This window comes from Marinobacter sp. ST-43 (assembly GCF_030541085.1).
GTDB lineage: Bacteria > Pseudomonadota > Gammaproteobacteria > Pseudomonadales > Oleiphilaceae > Marinobacter > Marinobacter nauticus.
Window position 1 is genome coordinate 158,374 of record NZ_JASSVO010000002.1, and the last position, 23,441, is coordinate 181,814.

General features: G+C 58.2%; 21 protein-coding genes. 5 read left to right on the forward strand and 16 right to left on the reverse strand.

Going from position 1 to position 23,441, the window contains the following annotated elements:
* Positions 1-21: 21 nt before the first annotated feature.
* From QPL98_RS04955 to QPL98_RS05005, 11 genes are all read right to left on the reverse strand, one after another.
* Positions 22-1,317: an adenylosuccinate synthase gene (locus tag QPL98_RS04955; RefSeq protein WP_011786209.1), complete on the reverse strand. Its 1,296-nt coding sequence runs from the start codon at positions 1,315-1,317 to the stop codon at positions 22-24.
* Between the two features lie 73 nt (positions 1,318-1,390).
* On the reverse strand, positions 1,391-2,572 hold the full coding sequence (locus tag QPL98_RS04960; RefSeq protein ID WP_023011130.1) for an ATP phosphoribosyltransferase regulatory subunit: 1,182 nt from the start codon (positions 2,570-2,572) through the stop codon (positions 1,391-1,393).
* A gap of 191 nt (positions 2,573-2,763) precedes the next feature.
* Positions 2,764-3,639, reverse strand: coding sequence for a protease modulator HflC (gene hflC / locus QPL98_RS04965; RefSeq protein WP_023011131.1), 876 nt, complete (start codon positions 3,637-3,639; stop codon positions 2,764-2,766).
* A 3-nt stretch (positions 3,640-3,642) separates the two neighbouring features.
* The gene (hflK, locus tag QPL98_RS04970) at positions 3,643-4,827 is read right to left on the reverse strand and encodes an FtsH protease activity modulator HflK (RefSeq protein WP_114434173.1); all 1,185 of its coding nucleotides are present in this window, start codon (positions 4,825-4,827) and stop codon (positions 3,643-3,645) included.
* Positions 4,828-4,905: 78 nt separating this feature from the next.
* Entirely contained in the window at positions 4,906-6,204 is a 1,299-nt protein-coding gene (hflX, locus tag QPL98_RS04975; RefSeq protein ID WP_303292823.1) for a ribosome rescue GTPase HflX, read from the reverse strand.
* 94 nt (positions 6,205-6,298) lie between these two features.
* Entirely contained in the window at positions 6,299-6,550 is a 252-nt protein-coding gene (hfq, locus tag QPL98_RS04980) for an RNA chaperone Hfq (protein WP_011786214.1), read from the reverse strand.
* A gap of 34 nt (positions 6,551-6,584) precedes the next feature.
* A complete protein-coding gene (gene miaA, locus QPL98_RS04985; RefSeq protein WP_303292824.1) occupies positions 6,585-7,574 on the reverse strand; it encodes a tRNA (adenosine(37)-N6)-dimethylallyltransferase MiaA in 990 nt (329 codons plus the stop codon).
* Between the two features lie 57 nt (positions 7,575-7,631).
* On the reverse strand, positions 7,632-9,521 hold the full coding sequence (gene mutL / locus QPL98_RS04990) for a DNA mismatch repair endonuclease MutL (protein ID WP_303292825.1): 1,890 nt from the start codon (positions 9,519-9,521) through the stop codon (positions 7,632-7,634).
* A 20-nt stretch (positions 9,522-9,541) separates the two neighbouring features.
* Positions 9,542-10,873 carry an N-acetylmuramoyl-L-alanine amidase gene (locus QPL98_RS04995; RefSeq protein ID WP_014422153.1) on the reverse strand — a complete coding sequence of 444 codons (1,332 nt, stop codon included), beginning with the start codon at positions 10,871-10,873 and terminating at the stop codon, positions 9,542-9,544.
* Positions 10,870-11,367: a tRNA (adenosine(37)-N6)-threonylcarbamoyltransferase complex ATPase subunit type 1 TsaE gene (gene tsaE / locus QPL98_RS05000; protein WP_011786218.1), complete on the reverse strand. Its 498-nt coding sequence runs from the start codon at positions 11,365-11,367 to the stop codon at positions 10,870-10,872. The genes QPL98_RS04995 and tsaE overlap by 4 nt, the downstream gene beginning before the upstream one ends.
* Complete coding sequence (locus QPL98_RS05005) at positions 11,364-12,926, reverse strand: NAD(P)H-hydrate dehydratase (RefSeq protein WP_303292826.1); 1,563 nt, start codon at positions 12,924-12,926, stop codon at positions 11,364-11,366. Before QPL98_RS05005 ends, tsaE begins: the two co-directional genes overlap by 4 nt.
* Before the next feature lie 136 nt (positions 12,927-13,062).
* On the opposite strand from QPL98_RS05005, the gene queG reads away from it, so the two are divergent.
* Complete coding sequence (queG, locus tag QPL98_RS05010; RefSeq protein ID WP_226595641.1) at positions 13,063-14,151, forward strand: tRNA epoxyqueuosine(34) reductase QueG; 1,089 nt, start codon at positions 13,063-13,065, stop codon at positions 14,149-14,151.
* On the opposite strand, the gene orn is transcribed toward queG, so the two are convergent.
* Positions 14,146-14,688, reverse strand: coding sequence for an oligoribonuclease (gene orn, locus QPL98_RS05015; protein ID WP_011786221.1), 543 nt, complete (start codon positions 14,686-14,688; stop codon positions 14,146-14,148). The genes queG and orn overlap by 6 nt on opposite strands.
* Positions 14,689-14,793: 105 nt before the next feature.
* Between orn and rsgA the strand changes: the two genes are divergently transcribed.
* The gene (gene rsgA, locus QPL98_RS05020; RefSeq protein WP_113879997.1) at positions 14,794-15,849 is read left to right on the forward strand and encodes a small ribosomal subunit biogenesis GTPase RsgA; all 1,056 of its coding nucleotides are present in this window, start codon (positions 14,794-14,796) and stop codon (positions 15,847-15,849) included.
* Between the two features lie 16 nt (positions 15,850-15,865).
* On the opposite strand, the gene motB is transcribed toward rsgA, so the two are convergent.
* Together motB and motA are read right to left on the reverse strand one after the other, a co-directional pair.
* Positions 15,866-16,825, reverse strand: a complete 960-nt coding sequence (gene motB, locus QPL98_RS05025) for a flagellar motor protein MotB (RefSeq protein WP_303292827.1) — start codon at positions 16,823-16,825, stop codon at positions 15,866-15,868.
* 30 nt (positions 16,826-16,855) lie between these two features.
* Entirely contained in the window at positions 16,856-17,707 is an 852-nt protein-coding gene (motA, locus tag QPL98_RS05030; RefSeq protein WP_141067191.1) for a flagellar motor stator protein MotA, read from the reverse strand.
* 195 nt (positions 17,708-17,902) lie between these two features.
* Here motA and asd point away from each other — a divergent pair, with 195 nt between their 5' ends.
* On the forward strand, positions 17,903-18,763 hold the full coding sequence (asd, locus tag QPL98_RS05035; RefSeq protein WP_303292828.1) for an archaetidylserine decarboxylase: 861 nt from the start codon (positions 17,903-17,905) through the stop codon (positions 18,761-18,763).
* A gap of 6 nt (positions 18,764-18,769) precedes the next feature.
* Here the strand turns inward: asd and epmA are convergent, their stop codons facing one another.
* Both epmA and efp read right to left on the reverse strand, forming a co-directional pair.
* On the reverse strand, positions 18,770-19,738 hold the full coding sequence (gene epmA, locus QPL98_RS05040) for an EF-P lysine aminoacylase EpmA (protein WP_303292829.1): 969 nt from the start codon (positions 19,736-19,738) through the stop codon (positions 18,770-18,772).
* 9 nt (positions 19,739-19,747) lie between these two features.
* On the reverse strand, positions 19,748-20,323 hold the full coding sequence (efp, locus tag QPL98_RS05045) for an elongation factor P (protein ID WP_011786227.1): 576 nt from the start codon (positions 20,321-20,323) through the stop codon (positions 19,748-19,750).
* 45 nt (positions 20,324-20,368) lie between these two features.
* Here efp and epmB point away from each other — a divergent pair, with 45 nt between their 5' ends.
* A complete protein-coding gene (epmB, locus tag QPL98_RS05050; RefSeq protein ID WP_183576509.1) occupies positions 20,369-21,436 on the forward strand; it encodes an EF-P beta-lysylation protein EpmB in 1,068 nt (355 codons plus the stop codon).
* Between the two features lie 177 nt (positions 21,437-21,613).
* On the forward strand, positions 21,614-23,428 hold the full coding sequence (locus QPL98_RS05055) for a GTPase (protein WP_303292830.1): 1,815 nt from the start codon (positions 21,614-21,616) through the stop codon (positions 23,426-23,428).
* The last annotated feature ends 13 nt before the right edge of the window (positions 23,429-23,441 follow it).

Sequence of the window (23,441 nt, forward strand, 5' to 3'; positions counted from 1 at the left end):
GGTTTTTATTAGCTTCTGAACTTACTCTCCGAACGGATGCCGCAGAGTAATGGTTTCCACACGATCCGGACCGGTGGAAATAATATCAATCGGCGCCTCGATCTGCTCTTCCAGGAAGCGGATATAGGCCTTGGCATTCTCCGGCAGCTGATCCACGCTGGTCAGGCCAACCGTGCTCTCGCTCCAGCCCGGCAGCTCCTCATACACCGGCTCGATATCACTGTAGCTGTCGCAGCCGATGGGGGGACGGGTGATTTCGCCGTTCGGAGTCTTGTAGCCAATACACACCTTCACCGTTTCCAGACCGTCCAGAACGTCCAGCTTAGTCAGGCAGATACCGGACACACTGTTGATCTGGATAGCATGGCGCAGAGCGACCGCATCAAACCAGCCACAACGGCGGGAACGACCTGTGGTGGTGCCCACTTCGTTGCCCTTGACGGCGAGGTGCTTGCCCATGTCGTCAAACAGTTCGGTCGGGAACGGGCCGGAACCTACCCGGGTCGTGTAGGCCTTGGTGATACCCAGCACATAGTCCAGATACAGCGGACCAAAACCGGAGCCTGTAGCGGTGCCGCCAGCGGTGGTATTGGAGGACGTCACGTACGGATAGGTACCCAGGTCGATATCCAGCAACGAGCCCTGAGCGCCTTCGAACAGGATGTGCTCTCCGCGCTTGCGGTAGTCGTGCAAAATATCGGTTACGTCTGCGGCCATGGGCAGGATTTCCTCGCCCATCTGTCTGAGTTCTTCCAGGGCCGCATCGATATCCTCGGCCTCTTCCTTGAAGTACTCGGTGAGAACGAAGTTGTGGTACGACATGATTTCCCGCAGCTTGATCTCGAAATCGGCGGGGTTGCACAGGTCACCCAGCCGAACACCCCGGCGGGAAACCTTATCCTCATACGCAGGGCCAATTCCCCGGCCGGTGGTACCAATCTTGTCATTGCCACGGGCACGTTCGCGGGCCTGATCAATACGCACGTGGGTGCGCAGGATGATCGGGCAAGCCAGGCTGATTTTCAGGCGGTCACGAACGGCAACACCGTTAGCCTCCAGCTCCCGCACTTCTTTCAGCAGGGCTTCCGGCGACAGCACCACACCGTTACCGATGAGGCACTGGACATCCTGCCGCAGTATGCCGGACGGAATCAGGTGCAGAGCCGTCTTCTTACCTTCGATCACCAGTGTGTGACCGGCATTATGCCCGCCCTGAAAGCGGACAACGGCAGCCACCTTGTCTGTCAGAAGGTCAACAATCTTGCCCTTGCCTTCATCACCCCACTGGGTGCCCAGCACAACTACGTTTTTACCCATGATTCTCTCTCAATTCAGACGGGCCAGAAGCACACGCCCTGAAGATTTACCCCGGAAATTAAACAAAAACGGCTCAGGCGATGGTTTCTACCACCCATTGGCCATCACGATTCACCAGTTGACGGTCACACCCCCGCTCCGAAGGATCCGTCTCACGATCATCCGGCAATGCCCGGATCACCGTTTCAGTCATTCTCAGGCCGGAAATCACGCCTTCCAGCGCGGCGTCGTTGTCCGCTGGCGCCCATATGGCCCCGGCTTTACGGAACGGGCGTTCGCCCAGCGACACCAGTGCACGGATATCCAGGCTGAACCCGGTGGCAGGCCGCGCGCGACCAAAGTCACTGCCAATAGCATCATATCGGCCACCTTTCGCCACGGCATCGCCATGGCCCGGCACGTAGGCCGCAAACACCAGACCGGTGTGATAGTTGTATCCGCGCAATTCACAAAAATCGAAGCCCAGACTGACTTCCGGAAAATCCCGGTTGAGCATGTCCGCGACGCGGGCAAGCTGATCAAGCGCCGCATCGATGGCGCCAGAAGCGCCACTGAGGATTTCCCGGGCATCGGCCAGAGATTCCACCCCACCGCTGACCCTGGCCAGCTGGCGCAACCGGCAACCAGCAGAGCCCGGCACACAATCCCCCAGCAGGCGATCCAGCTCGGGTACGGACTTGCGTGCCATGGCATCAAATACCGCCGCTTCGGTATCACGATCAAATCCGGCGTCGGAGACCAGGCTTTCATAGATTGAAACGTGAGCCAGGTCCAGATGCAGCCTGGGCAAACCGGCCACCCGCAAGGTTTCCAGCATCAGGCTGATCACTTCCATATCGGCCGCTTCGGAGCCACTACCAAACAGCTCGCAACCGGCCTGAATCGGTGTGCGCCCGGTCAGCATATGGCGCGGCCGGGTATGCAGCACATGGCCGGCATAACACAACCGGGTAATGCCATCCTGGCCCAGGGTATGCGCGTCTATGCGGGCAGCCTGGGGCGTCATGTCGGCGCGAACGCCCATCATCCGACCAGTCAGCTGATCGGTCAGTTTGAACGTCTGCAGTTCCAGGTCGTGGCCTGTACCGGTAAAGAGGGATTCGAGATATTCAATCAGCGGAGGAATAACCAGCTGGTAGCCCCAGCGCTGGCAGGTATCCATAACATCCCGGCGCAGGGACTCGATCCGCCCGGCCAGCGGCGGCAGAATGTCCTCTACCCCGTCAGGCAGTAACCAGCGATCAGATACAGTCATGAGATTCTGTTGTCCGTTTTTCCCTCGCTGGCCATGGAGCCAGGGGGTAACTCAGGATTTAGGCGCTCGGGCTCGGAAAACCCGACACAAAACCGCCAGAATTTTACACGGTTGGCAGACACAAAAAAACCGGAATCCCGGGGTTCAGCAAAATTTCCCCGCAGATTCCGGTTTAGCTGGTGTCAGCCGGCTCAGTTAGCGCCGGCCGGATTCTTCAGGAACTTCATGAAGTCACTGTCGGAATCAATCACCATGATGTCATCCTTGCTGGAGAAGGTGTTCTGGTACGCCTGCAGGCTGCGGTAGAAGCTGTAGAACTCTTCGTTGGCACCATAAGCCTCGGCGTAAATGGTGGCGGCTTCACCATCACCTTCACCACGGGTGGTCTCGGCTTCGGCAAAGGCGTTCGCCAGAATCACCGTTTGCTGACGATCGGCATCAGCACGGATACCCTCGGCCAACTCCTGACCGCGGGAACGGAATTCCTGGGCCAGCTTCTGGCGTTCAGTCGCCATCCGACGGTAGACGTTCTCGCTCACCTGACCCGGCAACTCGATCGCCTTGACACGAATATCAAGCACCTCGATACCGAACTCCTTGACGGACGTCTCGTTCACACGATCACGCAGAGTGTGCATCAGCTCATCACGCTGACCGGACACCACTTCGTGCATGGTGCGTACACCGAACTCATCACGAAGACCGTTGTCCACGCGGGACAGGATCAGCGTCTGGGCACGGAATTCGTCACCGCCGGTGGAACGATAGAACTGGTCCACATCACGGATTTTCCAGGCCACATAGGAATCCACATCCAGCGGCTTCTTCTCAACCGTCAGGTACTGACGGGATGGCAGATCCATGGTCAGCACCCGGATATCGAATTCCCGGATCTGATCGATGACCGGCACCTTGAAATGCAGGCCAGCCTGGATATTGGTCTCTACCAGCTCCCCGAAGCGAAGTTTCACGCCCCGATGGGTCTCCGGGATGATGTACACACTGGACAGCACGAGCAGGACAACAATGAGGGCGCCTGCAAGGCCCACTACACCTTTAGGTCCCATAACTTATCTGCTCCTCCGGGTATTGGTATCCTGGCGGGTGCGCAGCTCCTGCAGCACCTGGTCGGTCAGGGTCTGGATATCCACCTGCTGGCCACTGCTACCGGACATCCGGCTGCCAGATGACGACAGGGAACCCTGTGTCAGACGATCCAGGGGCAGATACATCATGTTGCCGCTGCTCTCGGTATCGACAAAGATTTTGCTGCTGTTACCCAGCACCTGCTCCAGAGCCTGGATGTACATGCGCTCACGGGTAACCACCGGGGCCTGCTCGTACACGGCCAGCAACTGATTGAAGCGTGCAGTTTCACCGCGCGCCCGCTCGATCACTTCCTGCTTGTACGCGTTGGCTTCCTCGATCATGCGCTGTGCCTGACCTCGGGCCTCGGGAACAATCTTGTTACGGTAGGTTTCGGCCTCTTCCTTCAGGCGCTGCTCATCCTCGCGAGCACGCTGAACCTCGCGGAACGCATCCTGCACCGGAGCCGGCGGCTGAGTGCTTTCAACGTTGACCCGGACAATTTCAAGGCCGGTGCCATACTCTCTCAGGAAGCTCTGCAGGCGCTGCTCAACCCGCACCGCAAGTTCCGCACGACCTTCGGTCAGCACGTCATCCAGGGACGAGCTACCGACTTCATGGCGCAGGGCGCTGTCGGTGGCAAATGCAAGGGCCTGGTTGGAGTCACGGACATTGAGCACATACGCCTGGGCATCACCCACGCGATACTGGACCTGAAGATCGACGGTCACCAGGTTTTCATCCTGGGTCAGCATCTGGCCGGAAGACTCGGCAGTACGGATGCTGGTAACGCGAACCTTGTTGACGGTATCAATCAAGGGCACCTTGAACCGCAGGCCCGGGTTTTCGGTACGGTTATACTCACCGAAGCGCAGCACCACCGCCCGCTCCTGTTCGTCCACGGTATAGAACGACTGATAGATGACATAACCCACCACCAGAATGGCCGCAATGGCCAGAATGGCACCAAATCCACCTGCGCTGCCGCCGGAGCTGCTGCCACCGCCAGAGTTGCCGCCTTTGCCGCCAAGCATGCGATTCAGCTTGTCGAGCCCTTTCTTCAGCGCTTCATCGAGGTCTGGTGGCCCCTGATCATTGCCGCGACGACCACCACCGGTTCCCCAGGGATCGTTGTCGTTACGGTTTCCACCCGGTTCATTCCAGGCCATAGTTCTCTCCGTTCGTGTTTAATCGAATGGCTGCAAATACTAGGGATTTATCAAGGCCCCGGCAATAGCAGGGGCCATTCAGACCGGCCGGTTTTCCAACCGGATCACGTCTTCACGCACACCGGCACGGCTCAAAAGCTGCAGCCAGTCCCGGTTCTGCAGCCGGACTTCCAGTACCTGATCGCCGTTATCGCAATGCTCTTCGCTCAGAACCGAACCCGCCTCGTGCAGCAGCGCTCTGAGCTTGCCATCGGCCGGACCCAGACGCACAAAGTGGTGCACCACATCCTCTGCCAGACGCTCGACGATGGCGTCAAACAGCAGCGGCAGGCCTTCACCGCTTACGGCCGACACCCATGCTCGCACCGGCAATCCTTCTTCGTTGCGATCAATGCGGGGCTCAAAACCATCAAGCAGATCAATCTTGTTGAACACCTGTAGCATCGGAATCTCATCGGCTCCGATTTCGGCCAGCACACTTTCCACCTGCTCGATGTTTTCATCCCGGCGGCTGTCGTGACAGTCGATCACATGCAGCAGCAACGTGGCCTGTGTGGTTTCTTCCAGCGTCGCCCGGAAGGCCTCCACCAGCTTGTGCGGCAAATGCCGGATGAAGCCCACTGTGTCGGCCATTACGACCGGCCCGATGTCGGGAAGTTCCAGCCGGCGCAAAGTCGGATCCAGGGTCGCGAATAACTGGTCCGCTGCATATACGCTGGAAGTGGTAATTCGGTTGAACAGCGTGGACTTGCCGGCGTTGGTATAACCCACCAGAGACAACGTAGGTATGTCGGCACGCTTGCGGGCGCGGCGACCCTGATCCCGTTGCTTGCGAACCTTTTCCAGACGCCGGTGAATGGATTTGATGCGTTCGCGCAACAGCCGGCGGTCGGTTTCGAGCTGGGTTTCACCCGGCCCCCGCAAACCGATACCACCCTTCTGGCGCTCAAGGTGAGTCCAGCCCCGTACCAGCCGGGTAGACATATGCTCCAGCTGCGCAAGCTCTACCTGCAGTTTCCCCTCATGGGTACGAGCCCGCTGCGCAAAGATATCCAGAATCACGCCCGTGCGATCAAGCACCCGGCACTTGAGCTCTCGCTCGATGTTACGCTCCTGGCTCGGGCTCAAGGCATGATTGAACAGCACCACATCGGCCTCGGAGGCAGCCACCGCATCCCGGATTTCCTCAAGCTTGCCTTCTCCCACAAAAAAACGAGGGCTGGGCTGCTTCCGGGTGCCGGTTACCGTAGTAACTGGCTCTACGCCGGCGGAGGTCACCAGTTCCCGGAACTCTCCCGGATCTTCGGTATCGTCGTGGGCGGTAAAATCAATGTGAACGAGCACCGCCCGTTCTCCGACATCTGGACGCTCAAACAAGTTTCATCAACTCCATAAACACAAACACCCGCGACCATTCAAGCACATAGGCTGTCCTGGAGCGCGGGTGTGAAAGCGGGAAAAGCAGGTGTTATCAGTCTTCAGACTCACCTTCACCTGCCGGGTTCTGCTGCGGTAGCCGAACGTTACGAGCAGGAACCACAGTGGAAATAGCATGCTTGTAAACCATCTGGCTCACAGTATTCTTGAGAAGAATCACGAACTGGTCAAAAGACTCAATCTGGCCCTGAAGCTTGATACCATTGACCAGAAAGATGGAAACCGGAATGCGTTCCTTGCGCAAGGCATTGAGGTAAGGGTCTTGTAAAGAGTGCCCTTTTGACATGTGTTTTCTCCTGTTTATAAGTAAATACAGATCGTCATTCAAAGTTAAATGTGGTGTGAAGCCCGGATTTTTTCAAGGTATCCAGCACCACTTGCGGGTCGGCGGTGTCCAACCAGTATACATCACGCCATTTTCGCAACCAGGTAAGCTGCCGTTTCGCCAACTGGCGGGTGGCGGCAACGCCTTTGGCAACAAAGCTGTCGTAATCCTCGTTGCCTGACAGGTAATCCCAGGCCTGTCGATAACCCACGCAACGCATCGAGGGAAGATCGGGACTGAGATCACCCCGCGCCATCAAGGCACGGACTTCATCAAGGAAGCCTGCATCCAGCATTGCCAGAAACCGTTTCTGTATCCGCGAATGCAGCACAGAGCGCTCGGCAGGCGCCAGGGCAAACTGAAAAACAGTATACGGCAGGCCAGCGCTTTCGTCTGCCTGCCAGCTGGTAAAATACGTGTAATCCTCAATACCAGACTGCGGATGTTGCCCGGAAGTTCCCGATTCTGACTGCCAGAACGAGGAGATCGGCTTATCTGTAAGCCGGATCACCTCAATGGCCCGCATCAGTCGCTGGCGATTGTTGGGATGAATCAGGCGCGCGGCCTCGGGGTCTTTTTCTGCCAACTCCTCATGAAGGGCGCCCCAACCATCGCGTTCGGCTTCCCGCTCAATCTCTGCCCGAAGCGCCTGATTTGCCGAAGGCAGATTCGACATGCCATGCAGCAACGCCTTGAAGTACATCATGGTGCCGCCCACCAGCAACGGGATCCGGCCACGGCCAGATATCTCGCTCATGGCCGCCAACGCATCGCAGCGAAAATCCGCCGCGGAATAGGTCTCCGCCGGATCACAGATATCGATCAATCGATGTGGTGCCAGGGCGAGCTCTTCAGGCGAAGGTTTAGCGGTGCCAATGTCCATGCCACGATAAACCATCGCGGAATCCACACTGATGATCTCACAGGGCAACTTACGGCAGAGCTCAATGGCAAGATCGGTCTTGCCAGACGCAGTCGGCCCCATCAGAAAGATCGTTGGCGGCAATGAACCCTGTTGGGAGCGGTTATCGGGAATCACCGCTTAGCGCCCCCGCAGAAACAGCTTGTCCAGTTCAGACAGGGTGACCAGGGTCCAGGTGGGCCGGCCATGGTTGCACTGCCCGCTGCGTTCCGTTGCTTCCATATCGCGAAGCAACGAATTCATTTCTGGAATCGTGAGCTGTCGGTTTGCCCGCACCGACCCATGGCAGGCCATGGTGCCGAGCAATTCATGGGTGACCGCTTCAACACGATCACTCTGGCCGTGCTCAATCAGATCTGCCAGCACATCGCGCACCAGCTGCTCGGTGTCTGCCCCTCGAAGCAATGCCGGGATCTGCCGCACTGCCAACGTCTCGGGCCCGATACGCTCAATCTGCAAACCAAGGTGCTGCAGCTCTTCACCATGGCTCTCCGCAAGCGCCGCCTCTTTCTGGCTCACTGCCAGTGACAGGGGCACCAGCAAAGGCTGGCTCTTCAGATCCTGTTCGACCAGGGCCCGCTTCATGCGCTCATAAGTAATACGCTCATGGGCGGCATGCATATCCACCACGATCAGGCCGGCACGGCTCTGGGCCAGAATGTAGATTCCGTGAAGCTGGGCAATCGCATAACCCAGTGGCGGCTCTTCCGCATCATCCCTGGGCGGCGTAACCGAAGCTGACGCCGCTGGCATTTCTGCCCGGGCAACGGGGGTTGAAACACCGCCACCCTCATTCAACGACTGGTAAAACGCCATCTGATCACTGGCCCGCCACTCCTGCTGGGGTGGCTGCCCGGGCGACGACGGATAAGCCTCAGTGCGCGACTGTGTGGGCCAGGGTGCCGATGCGCCCGGGGCACTGAAACCGCCAGCCGAACGTTCGGGTTCCACAACCGCAGACTCACGACCAAAGGATTGGGCCGCCGCCCCACGGAGATGATCGTCCGGGCGTACATCCGCCAGGGCTCGATGCAGAGTCCGGAAAATAAAATCGTGAACCAGCCGGCCGTCGCGGAACCGAACCTCATGCTTGGTTGGGTGAACGTTGACATCCACCGTAGCCGGATCTACCTCCAGGTACAGGACAAATGCAGGGTGACGGTTGTTGTACAGAACGTCCCGGTAGGCCTGGCGAACTGCATGGGCGACCAGTTTGTCCCGGATCACCCGGCCATTCACAAAAAAGTACTGCAGATCTGCCTGACTGCGAGAAAAGGTCGGCAGCGCCACCCAACCCCAAAGGCGCAACCCGGTGGCCTCGGCATCAATAACCACCGCATTGTCGATAAACTGCTGGCCACACAGCGAACCAATCCGACGCTCCTTGTCCAGATCCGTCTCAGCAGGGCGCAGGCTTTGCACCACTCTCTGGTTATGACGCAGGGTAAAACCGGTATCGAATCGACTCAGAGCCTGACGGCGAACACACTCTTCAACGTGGTTGAATTCGGTTTTTTCCGTGCGCAGGAATTTGCGCCGGGCAGGAGTATTGAAGAACAGATCCCTCACTTCAACGGTGGTACCCACGGGATGGGCCGCCGGTGAGATGCGAGCATCCATGTCGCGACCTTCCACCTCAACACGGGCCGCCGCTTCCTGCAACTCGGTACGGGAGGTGAGGGTCAGGCGTGACACGGAGCTGATACTGGCTAATGCCTCACCCCGGAATCCCAGAGAGGCCACGGCCTCAAGATCATCCAGAGTCAGGATTTTGCTGGTGGCATGCCGGCTCAGGGCCAGAGGCAGGTCCACCTCTTCAATACCGGAGCCGTCGTCACGCACCCGGATCAGTTTTGCCCCACCCTGCTCGATCTCCACATCGACGCGCGAGGCCCCGGCATCCAGGGCATTTTCAACCAGCTCTTTAACAACAGAAGCAGGACGTTCTACCACCTCCCCGGCAGCAATCTGGTTGGCAAGCCGGGGGGACAGTAACTGGATGTGGGGCATATCCGGGGACTACCTCTTGATCAGGATGAGGGGATGCGAATGGTTTGCCCTACCATAACACGATCATCGTTCATCCCGTTAAAGCGCATCAGCTCGCTGACGGTGGTCTGATTCTCCCGGGCAACGCCCGAGAGAGTATCGCCTCGCTGTATCCGGTACTGGCTGACGTCGGTGCCACCCCGGTTTTGCTGTTTTTCCCAGGCCAGCAAAGTGCCGGGAGGTGGTGTGCGACGAAAATACTGCTCGATGCCATCGAAAATGGCGTTGGCCAGCTTGTTGCGGTACCACTCGGACGCAAGATTCTTCTCTTCGGTCGGATTCGAGATGAAACCGGCCTCCACCAGAATCGAGGGGATGTCCGGCGACTTCAAAACCACAAATGCCGCCTGCTCCACCCCCTGTTTGTGAAGCTTGGCCACACGGCCCAACCGGCCCAGCACGGAATCTCCAACCCCCAGACTGGCGTTGATACTTGCGGTCATGGAGAGATCCAGCAATACCCCGGCCAGCATGTCATCACGGCCATCCAGAGAGACACCGCCGGCACCACCGATCAAATCTGAACGGTTCTCGCTCTGGGCGAGCCATCGAGCCGTTTCACTGGTGGCACCGCGCTGAGACAGCGCGAAGACGGATGCTCCCCGTGGCTGCGGCGTTCTGAAGGCATCGGCGTGCACGGACACGAACAGATCCGCGTTGTACTTGCGGGCCAGCAAGGTGCGGTTCCGCAAGCCCACGTAATAATCGCCTGTCCGAGTAAGCTTGGCCGTGAACCCTTTCTGCTGGTTGATCAGATCGGCCAGACGCTTTGCCATTCTCAGCACGACATCCTTTTCCCGGGTCCCCCGGGGCCCGATTGCGCCCGGATCTTCGCCGCCATGACCGGCGTCGATAACCACGATAATGTCACGCTTACCGGCAGAATCCTGGGTCACCGTCGGGCTCGTCGCCCGATCGAGACGGCTGCCCTGTTCGTCAATCAAATCGACCACCAGACGATGGCCATACTGCTGATTCGGCTCCAGCACAAAGCTGCGAGGCTTGATATCACTTTTCAGATCCAGCACCACCCGCAAATCGTTACCATTCCTTGGCGCGCTGCGAATACGCTGAATGGGGCTACCGGAAAGGTCGACCTTGCTGAAATCCGTGCCGAGAGCAGCATCCTTCAGATCAATAACCAGCCGGGACGGTCCACTCAGAGAGAATACGTTGTGCTCAACCAGACCGGCAGTGTCCAGCACCAGGCGGGTATGATCCGGAGCCGGCCACAAACGCACCCCCTCGACACGGGTACCGGCCAAAACTGTACTGGCTGAAAGTAACAGCGCCATAATCACCAAGATTTTCATGAATCCGGCCCTATCAGTTCTATTTCATTAAGCAAGGAAGCCCCAAGCTCCGAACGGGCGCGCAATACCACAGAGCGCCCCTGACCTTCCCGTTCAAGATGGATTTCCAGATCCGGATCAGGCAAGACTCCCTGACCACGCTCCGGCCACTCAATAATCCGGATGCTCTGGCTGGCAAAATAATCCCGGATTCCCATGTATTCCAGTTCCTCGGGGTCACCCAGCCGGTACAGATCAAAATGGTACACCGGTGGTTCCAGGTGTTCGTAGGGTTCAACCAGTGTATAGGTCGGGCTCTTGACGGCACCCTCGTGGCCAAGCCCTCTCATAACACCTCGGCTCAGGGTCGTCTTGCCCATCCCCAATTCGCCGTCGAGAAAAACGGTGAGGCCTTCCCGGGCATGACTGGCCAACCGGGCCAACTCACCACCAAGTTTTTCCGTCTCGGCCTCATCTTCCAGAAACAACCGGCGTTCATTACCAAAAATACTCATCGATTCCCCCGGTCACTAAAACATTCAGGCCGCTCCGACCTTACCAGCACCTGTGGCACGGCTTCGATCACATCAGCCGGGAGCAGCCCCATATAGCCTTTATTCTGCCCCGCCTCATCCGCGGCCGCCAGATGTAAAGCCGCTGAAGCCATTACCGCCTGACGGGCGGACGGAATTTGCCCGAGAAATGCCCCCAGGATGCCCGACAGCACATCGCCCATGCCCCCTGTCGCCATCCCCGGATTACCGCCCGGTATTATGCCGGGCACTCCGCTGCCGGTGGCAACAACCGTACCCGCACCTTTGAGCAGGACAATGCCATGCCACAGCTTCTGTATGCGTGCTGCCGCTCCCATCCTGTCCGCCTCGACTTCCTGAACACTGCAGCCCAGCAGCCTGGCCGCTTCTCCCGGGTGGGGCGTCAGCACATGGTTGTCCGCCGGCGCCGGGGCGCGGTCGGCCATGATGTTGAGTGCATCTGCGTCCAACACTCTGGGCTTGCCACTGGCAATAACCTGCTGCAGCATTTGCTGTCCCCAGGCGGACTGGCCGATCCCGGGTCCGCAGACCACGACGTCGGGTTTCTCCAGTAAAGCCGGCAACTCAGACCCGTGGGTTACACCCCTGACCATCAACGACGGACAACGAGCCAGCGCAGCGGTAACGTATTCCGGCCGGGTGGCCAATGACACCAACCCGGCGCCGGCCCTGGAGGCCGCCTCTGCAGCCATGATACCCGCCCCGCCGAAACCGTGATCTCCCGCCACCACCAGGACATGACCGAACATGCCCTTGTGGGCGTTAGCGGGGCGTTCCGGCAACCAGGACTGGCATCGCGCCCAGGGATAAAGCTCGGCCAAGGGCATTTCCCCGCTCTGCTGACCGGCGTTAATCGCCCCCAGCGCTTCAAACATTACCTGACCACAGACACCCGCGCCTGCGCCGGTGAAGAGGCCAGTCTTGGCGCCGATAAAAGTGACCGTCACATCGGCATGCACCACATCCCCTGTCGCGGCACCGGTTGTGGCATCCAGGCCGGACGGCAAATCCACCGCCAATACAGGCTTTCCGGATTGGTTCAACTGACCAATAACATTGGCAAAGGGCTCCCTGGGCGCGCCGGTTACTCCGGTACCGAGCATGGCATCTACCACCACCGCAGCGCTATCCATCCGCGCTTGCAAATCGGCATCGGACAGGGCACTGCCTTCAAGAATCTCGACACCATCGGCCCGGGCTTTCTGGCACGCAGACCGGGCGTCGCCCGTGAGCTTTTCCGTCGGCGCCACGGCAACACACGCCACATCAATGCCATGACGCTTAGCGTTGGCGGCCACCAGGTAGCCATCGCCGCCGTTATTGCCAGCCCCGCACAACACAAGCACAGGCTGCGCTCCGGGCCAGAATGCCACCAGGTGACGAAATGCCGATCTTGCTGCCATTTGCATCAATTCGAAGCCATCCACCCCCTGCCGCTCAATCAGATAGCGATCCATCGCCCGCACCGAGTCGGCGGAATAGAGCGCTTCTGGTAGACTGTGCTCGAAAACAGAGGGCATTTGCCGGGAACTCCCAGATACAGAAACCGGTTTAAGAAAATTGGCCAGATACCTGTAAAGCATAGCAAAACAGGAAAAAAGGTCATAACTTAATCAAATTAAATCTTCGCAGGGCCGCACCTGCCAGTAGTCCACTATGGCCGTTACCCCAGAACACCCAGCTTCAGAAACGCTCCATACAGAGCTCGCGGACCTGCCCGAACAGATCCGCCGGTGGGCACGGGAGCTGGGCTTTTCCGATGCCGGGATTACCCGGGCGGAGACGGGGCCTCACGCAGAACGTCTTCAGCGCTGGCTGGCAGCAGGTTACCACGGCCAGATGGCCTACATGGCCGACCATGGCGACAAACGTTACACACCCGACTCCCTGGTACCCGGGACCACCCGCGTCATTTCCGTCCGACTGGATTACCTGCCAGCACCAGACAACCCGAAACAAGTGCTTACTGACCGGGAACGGGCCTACGTTACTCGCTACGCCCTGGGGCGCGACTACCACAAACTGATGCGCAAACGCCTGGCCACGCTGGCAAAATGGATTGACGAGGCTGTCAGCGGCTATGACTACCGGGCATTTGTCGACAGCGCGCCGGTACTTGAGCGAGGACTGGCGCAACGGGCCGGACTGGGTTGGATTGGCAAAAACAACATGCTGATTCACCCCAAAGCCGGTTCGTTCTTTTTTCTGGGAGAAATCTTCACCAGTGCGCCCCTGCCCCTGGATGCACCGTTCGACAGCCAACACTGCGGCTCTTGCGCTGCCTGCCTGGACATCTGCCCGACCAATGCCTTTGTAGGCCCTCACTTACTGGATGCCCGGCGCTGTATCAGCTATCTCACCATTGAACTGAAGGGGCCGATTCCGGAAGAGCTGCGTTCCCAAATGGGCAACCGGGTATTCGGCTGCGACGATTGTCAGTTGGTCTGCCCCTGGAACAAGTTCAACAAACCTACCGACGAGGAAGACTTCAAGCCCAGGCATGGCCTGGACAATTCATCCCTGGCGGAGCTGTTCCTGTGGACCGAGCAGGAGTTTCTGAAGCGCACGGAAGGGTCAGCAATCCGGCGCACCGGCTATGAAAACTGGCTCAGGAATCTGGCGGTGGGACTGGGCAACGCCCCCAGCACCATTCCGGTGGTGGAGGCACTCAAAGCCCGGGCCGACCACCCGTCGGAACTGGTCCGCGAGCACGTGGCCTGGGCCTTGAAACAGCACGGACTATAGCTTGAAGAAATGATCCCGGTAGTGACGCAGTTCATTGATGGAGTCACGGATATCGTCCAGAGCCAGATGACTGCCCTGTTTCTTGACTCCTTCCAGCACGTCCGGGCGCCAGCGGCGGGCCAGCTCCTTTACCGTTGAGACATCGAGATTGCGGTAGTGGAAGAAGGCTTCCAGTTTGGGCATGTATTTCACCAGAAACCGCCGATCCTGACCAATACTGTTGCCACAGAGCGGGGATTGTCCTGGCTCCAGATGTTTGCCCAAAAACTCGAGGGTTTGCTGCTCGGCCTCTGCCTCGCTGATGGTACTCTCTTTGACCCGTTGGGTCAGACCACTGGCACCATGGGTGCGGGTACACCATTCATCCATCTGCTCCAGCAGGCTGTCGGGTTGGTGAATGGCAATCACCGGCCCCTCTGCCACGATATTCAGCTGGGAGTCGGTGATGATGCTGGCCATCTCGATAATGCGTTCTTGCTCGGGATCCAGACCGGTCATTTCTAGGTCAATCCAGATCAGGCGGTCGCCGTTACTCATCTCGCTGTTACCTATGCCGTTTTGTCGGGTGGATGAAGTTCTGTGTATTGTCCACGATTCACGTATGATGTGATACCCAAACGCCGGTTAACCGATTGAACGCAGATGGCAAAACGACGATTGAACAAACGCCAGCAATGGCGCATCGAAAAGATCCAGAAAGAACGGACGGTGAGAGCTGCACGCAAGGAAAAAGCGGTGGAAGAACAAGCCGCCGCCGGTGAGCTTGGTCCTGAGCAGAATGGACTGGTGATTGCACACTACGGCCAGCAACTGGATATCGAGGCGCTTGAAGGCCCGGAATCCGGGCAGGTGTTCCGCTGTTTCGTCAGAGCCAACATTGACAGCCTGGTGACCGGAGACCGGGTGGTCTGGCGACCAGGCAAAAGCAAAACCGGCGTGATTGTTGCCCGCTGTGAACGGGAAAACCTGCTGCAGCGCCCGGACAACTTTGGCGCGCTAAAACCGGTGGCCGCCAATATCGACCATATCATTCTGGTCATTGCCCCCGAGCCCGAGCCCCACGACAACCTGATCGATCGTTATCTGGTGGCGTCTGAAAGCTCTGACATTCCGGCGGTCATCCTCCTGAACAAGACAGATCTGATTAACGACGACAACCGGGATCAGATCGAAGCCCTGCTGGCCAGATATCAGGCGCTGGGCTATGAGGTGGCGCGCACTTCAGCCGCAGAAACCGCAGGCACGCCAGCCCCGGAAGTGGAAGCTCTGGTGCGGAATCAGACCAGCGTCTTTGTGGGCCAGTCCGGCGTAGGCAAGTCTTCCATCATTCAGACGCTGTTACCGGATGAACTGCTACGGGTAGGCGCGGTCTCCGAGAGCACCGGCAAGGGCGTGCATACCACCACCACGGCCAAACTGTTCCACCTGCCCGGCGGGGGTGATCTGATCGATTCTCCGGGTATCCGGGAGTTCGGTCTCTGGCACATGACGCCCCAGGAAGTGGAATACGGCTTTCGGGAAATCCGGCCGCTGATCGGGCTCTGCAAGTTCCGCAATTGCCGGCACATGGGAGATCCGGGCTGCGCTCTGGACGCAGCTGCCGAGGCTGGTGAGATTTCAGCGGAACGCCTGAAGAGCTTTCATCGCATCCTTCAGGATATGAGCGATCAGCAGGCTCGTGGTCTCAAGCTCACCTAAGCCCACAGAACCAACGCTACCAGTTCAGCTCCCCCGGAGCGGGTTCTTCTTTCGGTTGGAACCAGTCGCCACCTTCCAGCTGTTCCAGAGCCTGCTGCTCCTGCTCCTCCGTCGGGCGAGTAAGATCAATCAGCGGCTGATCGGAGCGCCCTGCCCCGGTCTCGATACTGTCGGCGGTCTTTTTGTTCAGAACAATAATGGAAATGCGACGGTTTACCGGAGCCGTGGGATTACTCCTGTCGAACAGCACCGAATCACTCAATCCCACCACCCGGGCGATCTGCTCCAGCCGGACGCCGCCAGCCACCAGCGCTCGACGCGCTGTGTTGGCGCGATCTGCCGACAACTCCCAGTTGGTGTAACCCGGTCGGCCGCTAAACGGCGTGGCGTCGGTATGACCTGTAATGCTGAGCTTGTTGTTGACTGACCCCAGGGTCTTGGCCAACTCAAACAGAATGTCCTGAGAGTAGTACTTCAACTCCGCACGACCGCTGTCGAACATGGGCCGACCGGACCGGTCTACAATCTGAATCCTCAGACCCTCATCGGTGATATCAATCAGCAACTGATCCTTGAACTCCTGCAGGGTCTGGTTCTGCTCAATCCGCTCCTGCAAGTCCTGAAACAGCTCCTGCATCCTACGCTGTTCCAGGGTGTCTGCGAGCTCATCCACCACCTCGTCTTCAATCTGGATGATACTGGCTTCCTGATCCTGGGTAGCTTCCTCGATGACCGAAGCACTGCCCTCAAGATCAACCGGATTCGGTGAACCACCCTCAGTAAAGCCCACAGGATCCTTGAAGTAGCCCTCCACCGCCAGCTTCTGCTCTGGAGTTGCCGTCGCCGTCAGCCAGAGCACCAGAAAAAACGCCATCATGGCGGTCGCAAAATCGGCAAACGCTACTTTCCAGGAGCCGCCGTGATGTCCGCCGACAACCTTTTTCTTGCGTTTGATGATGATCGGCTGTTCTTCCAAGATACTCTCCGAGGCTAACCAGGCTTTTTGTTACTTTGAGCGAACGTGGTCATTGAGCTCCTGAAATCCCGGTCGCTTTTCGGTAGGGAGTGCCTTGCGCCCAAATTCGATTGCCATTTGGGGAGCCTGTCCTGACACCGTCGCGACAATGGCCGATTTAACACACTCGTAGGCTTTCAGCTCATATTTGGCGGCATGCTCAAGCGCAATCGAGGTTGGCCCGACAAAACCATACCCCATCCAGATGCCGAGAAAGGTACCAACAAGTGCCGCCGCAACGCTCAAGCCGATTTTCTCCGGCCCTTCCGTGAGGAACCCCATGGTGATAACGATCCCGAGCACGGCGGCGACAATACCCAGCCCTGGCAGAGCATCGGCAATCTTGTTGACCGCATGAGCAGGCTCTTCAAGCTCGTGCTGTCGATTTTCGATTTCGTTTTCCATCATGCCTTCCAGCTCATGCGGGGCCATATTGCCGGAGCTGATGATGCGCAGGTAATCAGTGATGAAATCCAGCAGGTGCCGGGATTTCATAATCGCCGGATAACGACTGAAGATCTGACTCGACTCCGGGTTATCGATGTCCTCCTCAATGGCCATGACGCCCTGCTTGCGGGACTTGTCAAACACCTCATAGAGCAGACTGAGCAAATCCATATAATAGGATTTATTGAAAGGAGACCCGGTCAGCAACCGGATACACGCCTGAAACACCTCTTTTACCGTGTGTAACGGGTTGGCGATGATAAATGAACCAACGGCCGCTCCGCCGATAATCAGGATTTCTGTCGGCTGCCACAAAACCGCCAGATTGCCTCCGTGCAGAACGTACCCACCAAGAACGCACGCAACAACGACCACAGCTCCAATGATCAATAACATGGTGACTATGCACGCCTTTTGTCTGGTTAACGGCCGGGGCCGGTTACTACCCGAAGCTGGCTCAGCCGGGAACACCCAAAATGTGATCTGATAATAGCAAGCATCAACCGTAACAGCGAAGCTGTGAAACAATTTCTATACACTGCGCCGGGTTTGGTAGACTACCGCGCTTTATGATCGCAAGAGTCTCCCGGAATGCTTGATAAACTGTTTGTTCTTAGCCAATACGTCACACCCCAGCTGGCGGTTTCCCGCCTGGCAGGCCGTCTGGCCGACAGCGAGAGCACTCCAGCCCTGAAAAACCGTGTGATCAAATGGTTTATCGGCCGCTATGGCGTGAACATGAGCGAGGCCGCTGAGCCAGACTTTACCGCCTACCCCACGTTCAACGCGTTTTTTACCCGTGCACTCAAGCCGGGCGCTCGCACCATAGACCCCGCACCGGAAACCCTCACCAGCCCGGTGGACGGCGCCATCAGCCAGATTGGCCAGATCAGCACAGACCGTGTATTCCAGGCCAAGGGACAGTCATTCAGTCTCACCGAACTGCTCGGCGGCGATGACGAACGGGCCGAGCCCTTCCGGGAAGGCGAGTTCGCCACTATTTACCTGTCGCCCAAGGATTACCACCGTATTCACATGCCCATGGCTGGCACCCTGAAAGAAATGGTCTACGTACCCGGGAAGCTGTTCTCAGTCAATCCGGTAACCGCCGAAAATGTGCCGAACCTGTTCGCCCGAAACGAACGGGTGGCTTGCCTGTTCGACACCGAGGCGGGCCCCATGGCTATGGTATTGGTCGGCGCGATGATTGTTGGCAGCGTGGAAACCACCTGGGCCGGCGTGGTAGCGCCCAATTCCGGCAAAGTTATGCAATGGCAGTACCACGGAGACGATGCCGTTAAGTTTGAAAAAGGTCAGGAAATGGGCCGCTTCCGCCTGGGCTCCACCGTGGTAATGGTGATGCCCAAGGGTGCGGTTAAATGGCAGCCGAATCAGGTGGCCGAAAAGACCGTTCAGCTGGGCGAAGCCTTCGGCAAACTACACGTCGAATAGCAAGGCTCAGGCCCGCTCAATCGGAAACGCGAGAACGTCCCGGATATCGGTACTGCCAAGCTTGAGCATCAGCAGCCGGTCCAGGCCGAGAGCCACACCCGCGCAGTCCGGTAAGCCGTTATCCAGCGCCGCCAGAAAAGCATCGTCTATTGCCATCTCCGGCTTGCCACTGGCACGCCGGAGCCGGTTATCCGCGGCAAAACGGGCTCGCTGATCGGCCGGATCCGTCAACTCCCAGTAACCGTTACACAGCTCGAGACCATTGATGTAGAGCTCAAACCGGTGCGCCACTCTAAAGCCCTGATGCTCAGAGATGCGCGCCAGAGCTGCCTGAGAGGCGGGATAGCGGTTAATGAAAACCGGTTGCTCTCGGCCCAATTCCGGTTCCACCACGAAACTCATCACCAGATCCAGGCAGCCATCCCGGCCGAGGCCGGCCAGCTGTTCCGGCTCCAGCCACTGTTCACAGTAGCGTTCAAGGTCCCGGTCGGTGATGGTCATCGGGTCGATACCCGCAATGGAATGCATCGCCTCACGGTAGCTCAGGGTTTCCGGAGGCGAGCACTCCAGCCAGCCACAGACCAGATCCGAGACTTCCCGCATCAGTTTTTGATCGTCAAAGCCAACGCGGTACCACTCCAGCATGGAGAATTCCGGATTGTGACGTTTGCCGCGCTCACCGTTACGAAACACTCGGGCAATCTGAAATATTGATCCTGAACCTTCGGCCAGCAGCCGCTTCATGTGATACTCAGGGGACGTCTGCAACCAGCCCCCCTGAACGCCGCCAGCGTCGACCGCAGAAGGAATGCCGTCGAGATTGACGTCAGTCACACCGTGGCGTCCCAGCACCGGTGTTTCTACTTCCAGCACCTGCCGCTCAGAAAAAAAGCCGCGCACGTGGGCCAGAAGCTGTGCTCGGCTTTCCAGAGCGGCCCGGGAGGCAGAGGGCTGCCAGACAGGGCCATCAGTCATGATCGGTGATCAGCTGCTTTTGACACGGTTGACGTATTCACCGGAGCGGGTATCAACCTTCAGCACTTCACCAATAGTGATGAACAGGGGCACGTTCACAACGGCACCGGTAGACAGGGTCGCGGGCTTGGAGCCGCCCTGAGCCGTATCGCCTTTCATGCCCGGATCGGTATCAACCACTTCCAGCTCGACAAAGTTCGGCGGGGTCACGGTCAGCGGCGCGCCGTTGTACAGAGTCACGGTGTAAACGTCCTGCTCTTTCAGCCACTTGACGGTATCGCCAACCGCCTTGGCATCAGCCGCGTACTGCTCGAATGAGCCATCAGTCAGCATGAAGTGCCAGAACTCGCCATCGGTATACAGGTATTCCATATCCTGCTCGACAACGTCGGCCGCTTCCAGAGACTCTCCGGATTTGAAGGTACGTTCCCACACCCGGTTGGTCATGAGGTTGCGCAGCTTGACCCGGTTGAATGCCTGGCCCTTGCCCGGCTTGACGAATTCATTCTCGAGCATGATACAAGGGTCGCCATCCAGCAAAACCTTGAGACCGCTGCGAAATTCGTTGGTAGAATATGAAGCCATGAAATGTCCACCTGACAGACTGTCGTTAAAATTTCAAAGGTCGCTATGATACAGCGAACCCCCGCCCGTATAGAAGCCCGCGATGCCAGCCATCCACCCGATGTCCGGGTTGAACCAGGCAACACACCGGACTGGCAACAGATACTGAGCCAATCGGTCACGACGCCGGAACAACTGCTGGAACGTCTGGGGCTCGCTCCGGAGGACTGGTACAGAGGCGCCGCCTGCGGCCACAGACTGTTTCCGATCCGGGTGCCCGAGCCCTACCTGGCACGGATTGAGCCAGGCAACCCGGATGACCCCTTGCTGCGGCAAGTACTTCCTGTCGCCCAGGAGGCGGAGGTCCATCCCGATTTCGTATCGGACCCGCTGGAAGAGGCGTCGGCCATCCAGACCACCGGCCTTATTCGCAAATACACCAGCCGTGCCTTGCTCATGATCACGGGACAATGCGCTATCAATTGCCGCTACTGTTTTCGTCGGCATTTTCCCTACGGCGATCACCGTCTTGGGCCGGAAGACCGACGCCAGGTCATCGACAGCCTGTCCGCCAGCCCGGAAATCAACGAAGTGATTTTCAGTGGTGGTGACCCACTGGCAGTGAACGACCGCCTGCTCTCGCAATGGGCCGAACTGCTTGGTGACATCCCCCATCTTCGCCGGTTACGCATTCATTCCCGCCTGCCCGTGGTGATACCACAGCGGGTATGCGACAGCCTGATTGACTGGCTGTCCCGAACCCGACTGCAAAAGGTCCTGGTGGTGCACGTGAATCACCCGGCAGAAATAGACCAGGCCACCCGCCAGGCATTCCGACGTCTGAGCGAGGCCGGGGTTACCCTGCTGAACCAGAGCGTAATCCTCAGAGGTGTCAACAATAGCAGCGCCACACTCTCAGCCTTGAGCGAGACGCTGTTCGAAGCGGGGGTTATGCCCTATTACCTGCACGCCTTTGATCCCGTCTCCGGTGCCCGGCACTTCTCCGTGAGTGACACCGACGCCATCCGGATAGTTAACGAAATGCTGGAAAATCTGCCCGGCTTCCTGGTTCCAAAGCTGGTTCGGGAGCTTCCCGGCCGCGCCAGCAAGACCCCGCTGGACCTGGGCTCATGAGACCTGTCGTAAAAGCTGGCCCACTTTCACTTGTCAAACATTGTCAACTCATGATTTTCTCGCTTTTTGTCGTTGCTTTGCTATCTTAAAGTTCAATATCCATAAACAATAACGACCTGTATTTTCGGCGTTTTCGCTGAGTTACAACTAACGCAGTCCCGACATTGGCGTGAGAACATGGATGGTAAGATCCTGAAACCCGAGCTTAAGGTTCCTGAACAGAAAACAGCGAGCCTGTCGTTTTGCGACACCACCCCCAAGGCCTTTCGCGTGTGGGCGGATCAGTTGCCGATGGCCAATACCGGTGAGGCTTCGCGTCAGCTGTATCACGCGATCATTGAGCTGAACCATCTGTTCCTGTCTCCGCTCCAACGCATGCAGTTTCTGGAGATCGTGCGGGACAAGATTCATTTTGTCTGCAATGAACTGTCAAGGCATTTTCTCGGGCTGGCCATCGCGCTGCCTGAAAAACAACGAAAGATTGCCAATCTGACCCAGGCACTTCAGCTGCACCTGGCCGCCGGATACAAGCTTTGTCTGCTGGAATACGTCGACAATGGCGGAGTAGACAAACACCGGCGCCAAATTGCCACGGCAATCCATAGGGCAATGTCGGAGCTGGCCGCCACCATACTTCGGTCCCATCAACTGTATTGTCCGAGCCCGGCCAACAGCTGGCTGGAATGCCATCGCATGTTCCGTTTTGCGCACCGGAACAAACTGGCCAACATGGAGGTGGATGACGACACCCTCACGCACCGACGAGCCAGTACGGTTGTCGACAGCTACAAACGTATTCTTCTGCTTGGCTGTGCGCGGCCTAACCAACTGCGTCAGGCCGAATTGACACAGGTATATGACCTGTTCGAATCCTGGACCGAGCACTGCCAGTGTGCCCCGGATCTGGGCCCCGACAGCCTGTTCGTCATCAATATGGAAAAAGACAATCCGCCGGTCTACCGCAGCCTGCTCGAAAATACACCGGGCAATGAAAGCTTCAGCTTCGACACCCGCGATCTATCCACCCTGCTGGCAGAGACCCTGCACGCCAGGCGCCAAGACGGCCATGGAGGCGAAGCCCTCAAGATTCCCTCCACGGTGAGCGATACCTTACTTACGCACCTGAGCCAGGCACTCGGCATTCTGGCCAAGCGCAACTTTAACCGCATCGCCAGCCAGGGCACGCTGGAAGTGTGCGTAGGTCTGACCGCTGCGCACTACTTCGTAGCCGGCCAGAAAGCGTTCTCGGAGTTTCTGGATGGCAACGAAAGCAGTCATCTCGAATCCGATAACCTGTTTATCCGGAATGCCAATCGCAAGGCAGATGCCTGGTCCGGCGCACACGATGCCGGCCCGAACGAAGACCGGCTGCATTCTGCCGATGCCCCGATCAACTTCCGCACCAGTGGCGGCAGTCAACAACCATCAGCGGCCCAGGATAAAAACAGACCAAGATCGCACCACGCCCTGCTGGTCAACACCAGCCCCGGCGGCTACTGTGTGGCCTGGGAGAGCAATGTACCGGCGTCGTTGCAGGCCGGTGAAATTCTGGGCGTGCGAGAACAAAGCTCCCACCCCTGGAGCATTGCCGTTGTGCGCTGGCTGCGCCAGATCCGCAACCAGGGCACTCAGGTGGGCATTGAGCTACTGGCGCCGAGCGCCGCGCCCTGTGCCGTGCGACTTATCCAGAAAGTCGGCAACAGCAGCGAGTACCTCAGGGGCCTGCTGCTGCCCGAAATCAGCGTGGTCAATCAGGCCGCGACACTGATTACCCCGCGACTGCCGTTCCAGACCGGCAGCCGGATTTCGCTGCTGCACGATGGTCGGGAAGACCAGGGGCAGCTGCTGAAAAAGGTCTCGGCCACTGGCAGCATCAGCCAGTTCGAGCTGAAACTCCAGAATCCCATCACCCCAACTGCCGGCCGTGGTGCTCCCCCATCAACGCCAGGCACTACGGAAGACGAATTTGACTCACTGTGGCCGTCGCTTTAAATAGTGCGGCCCG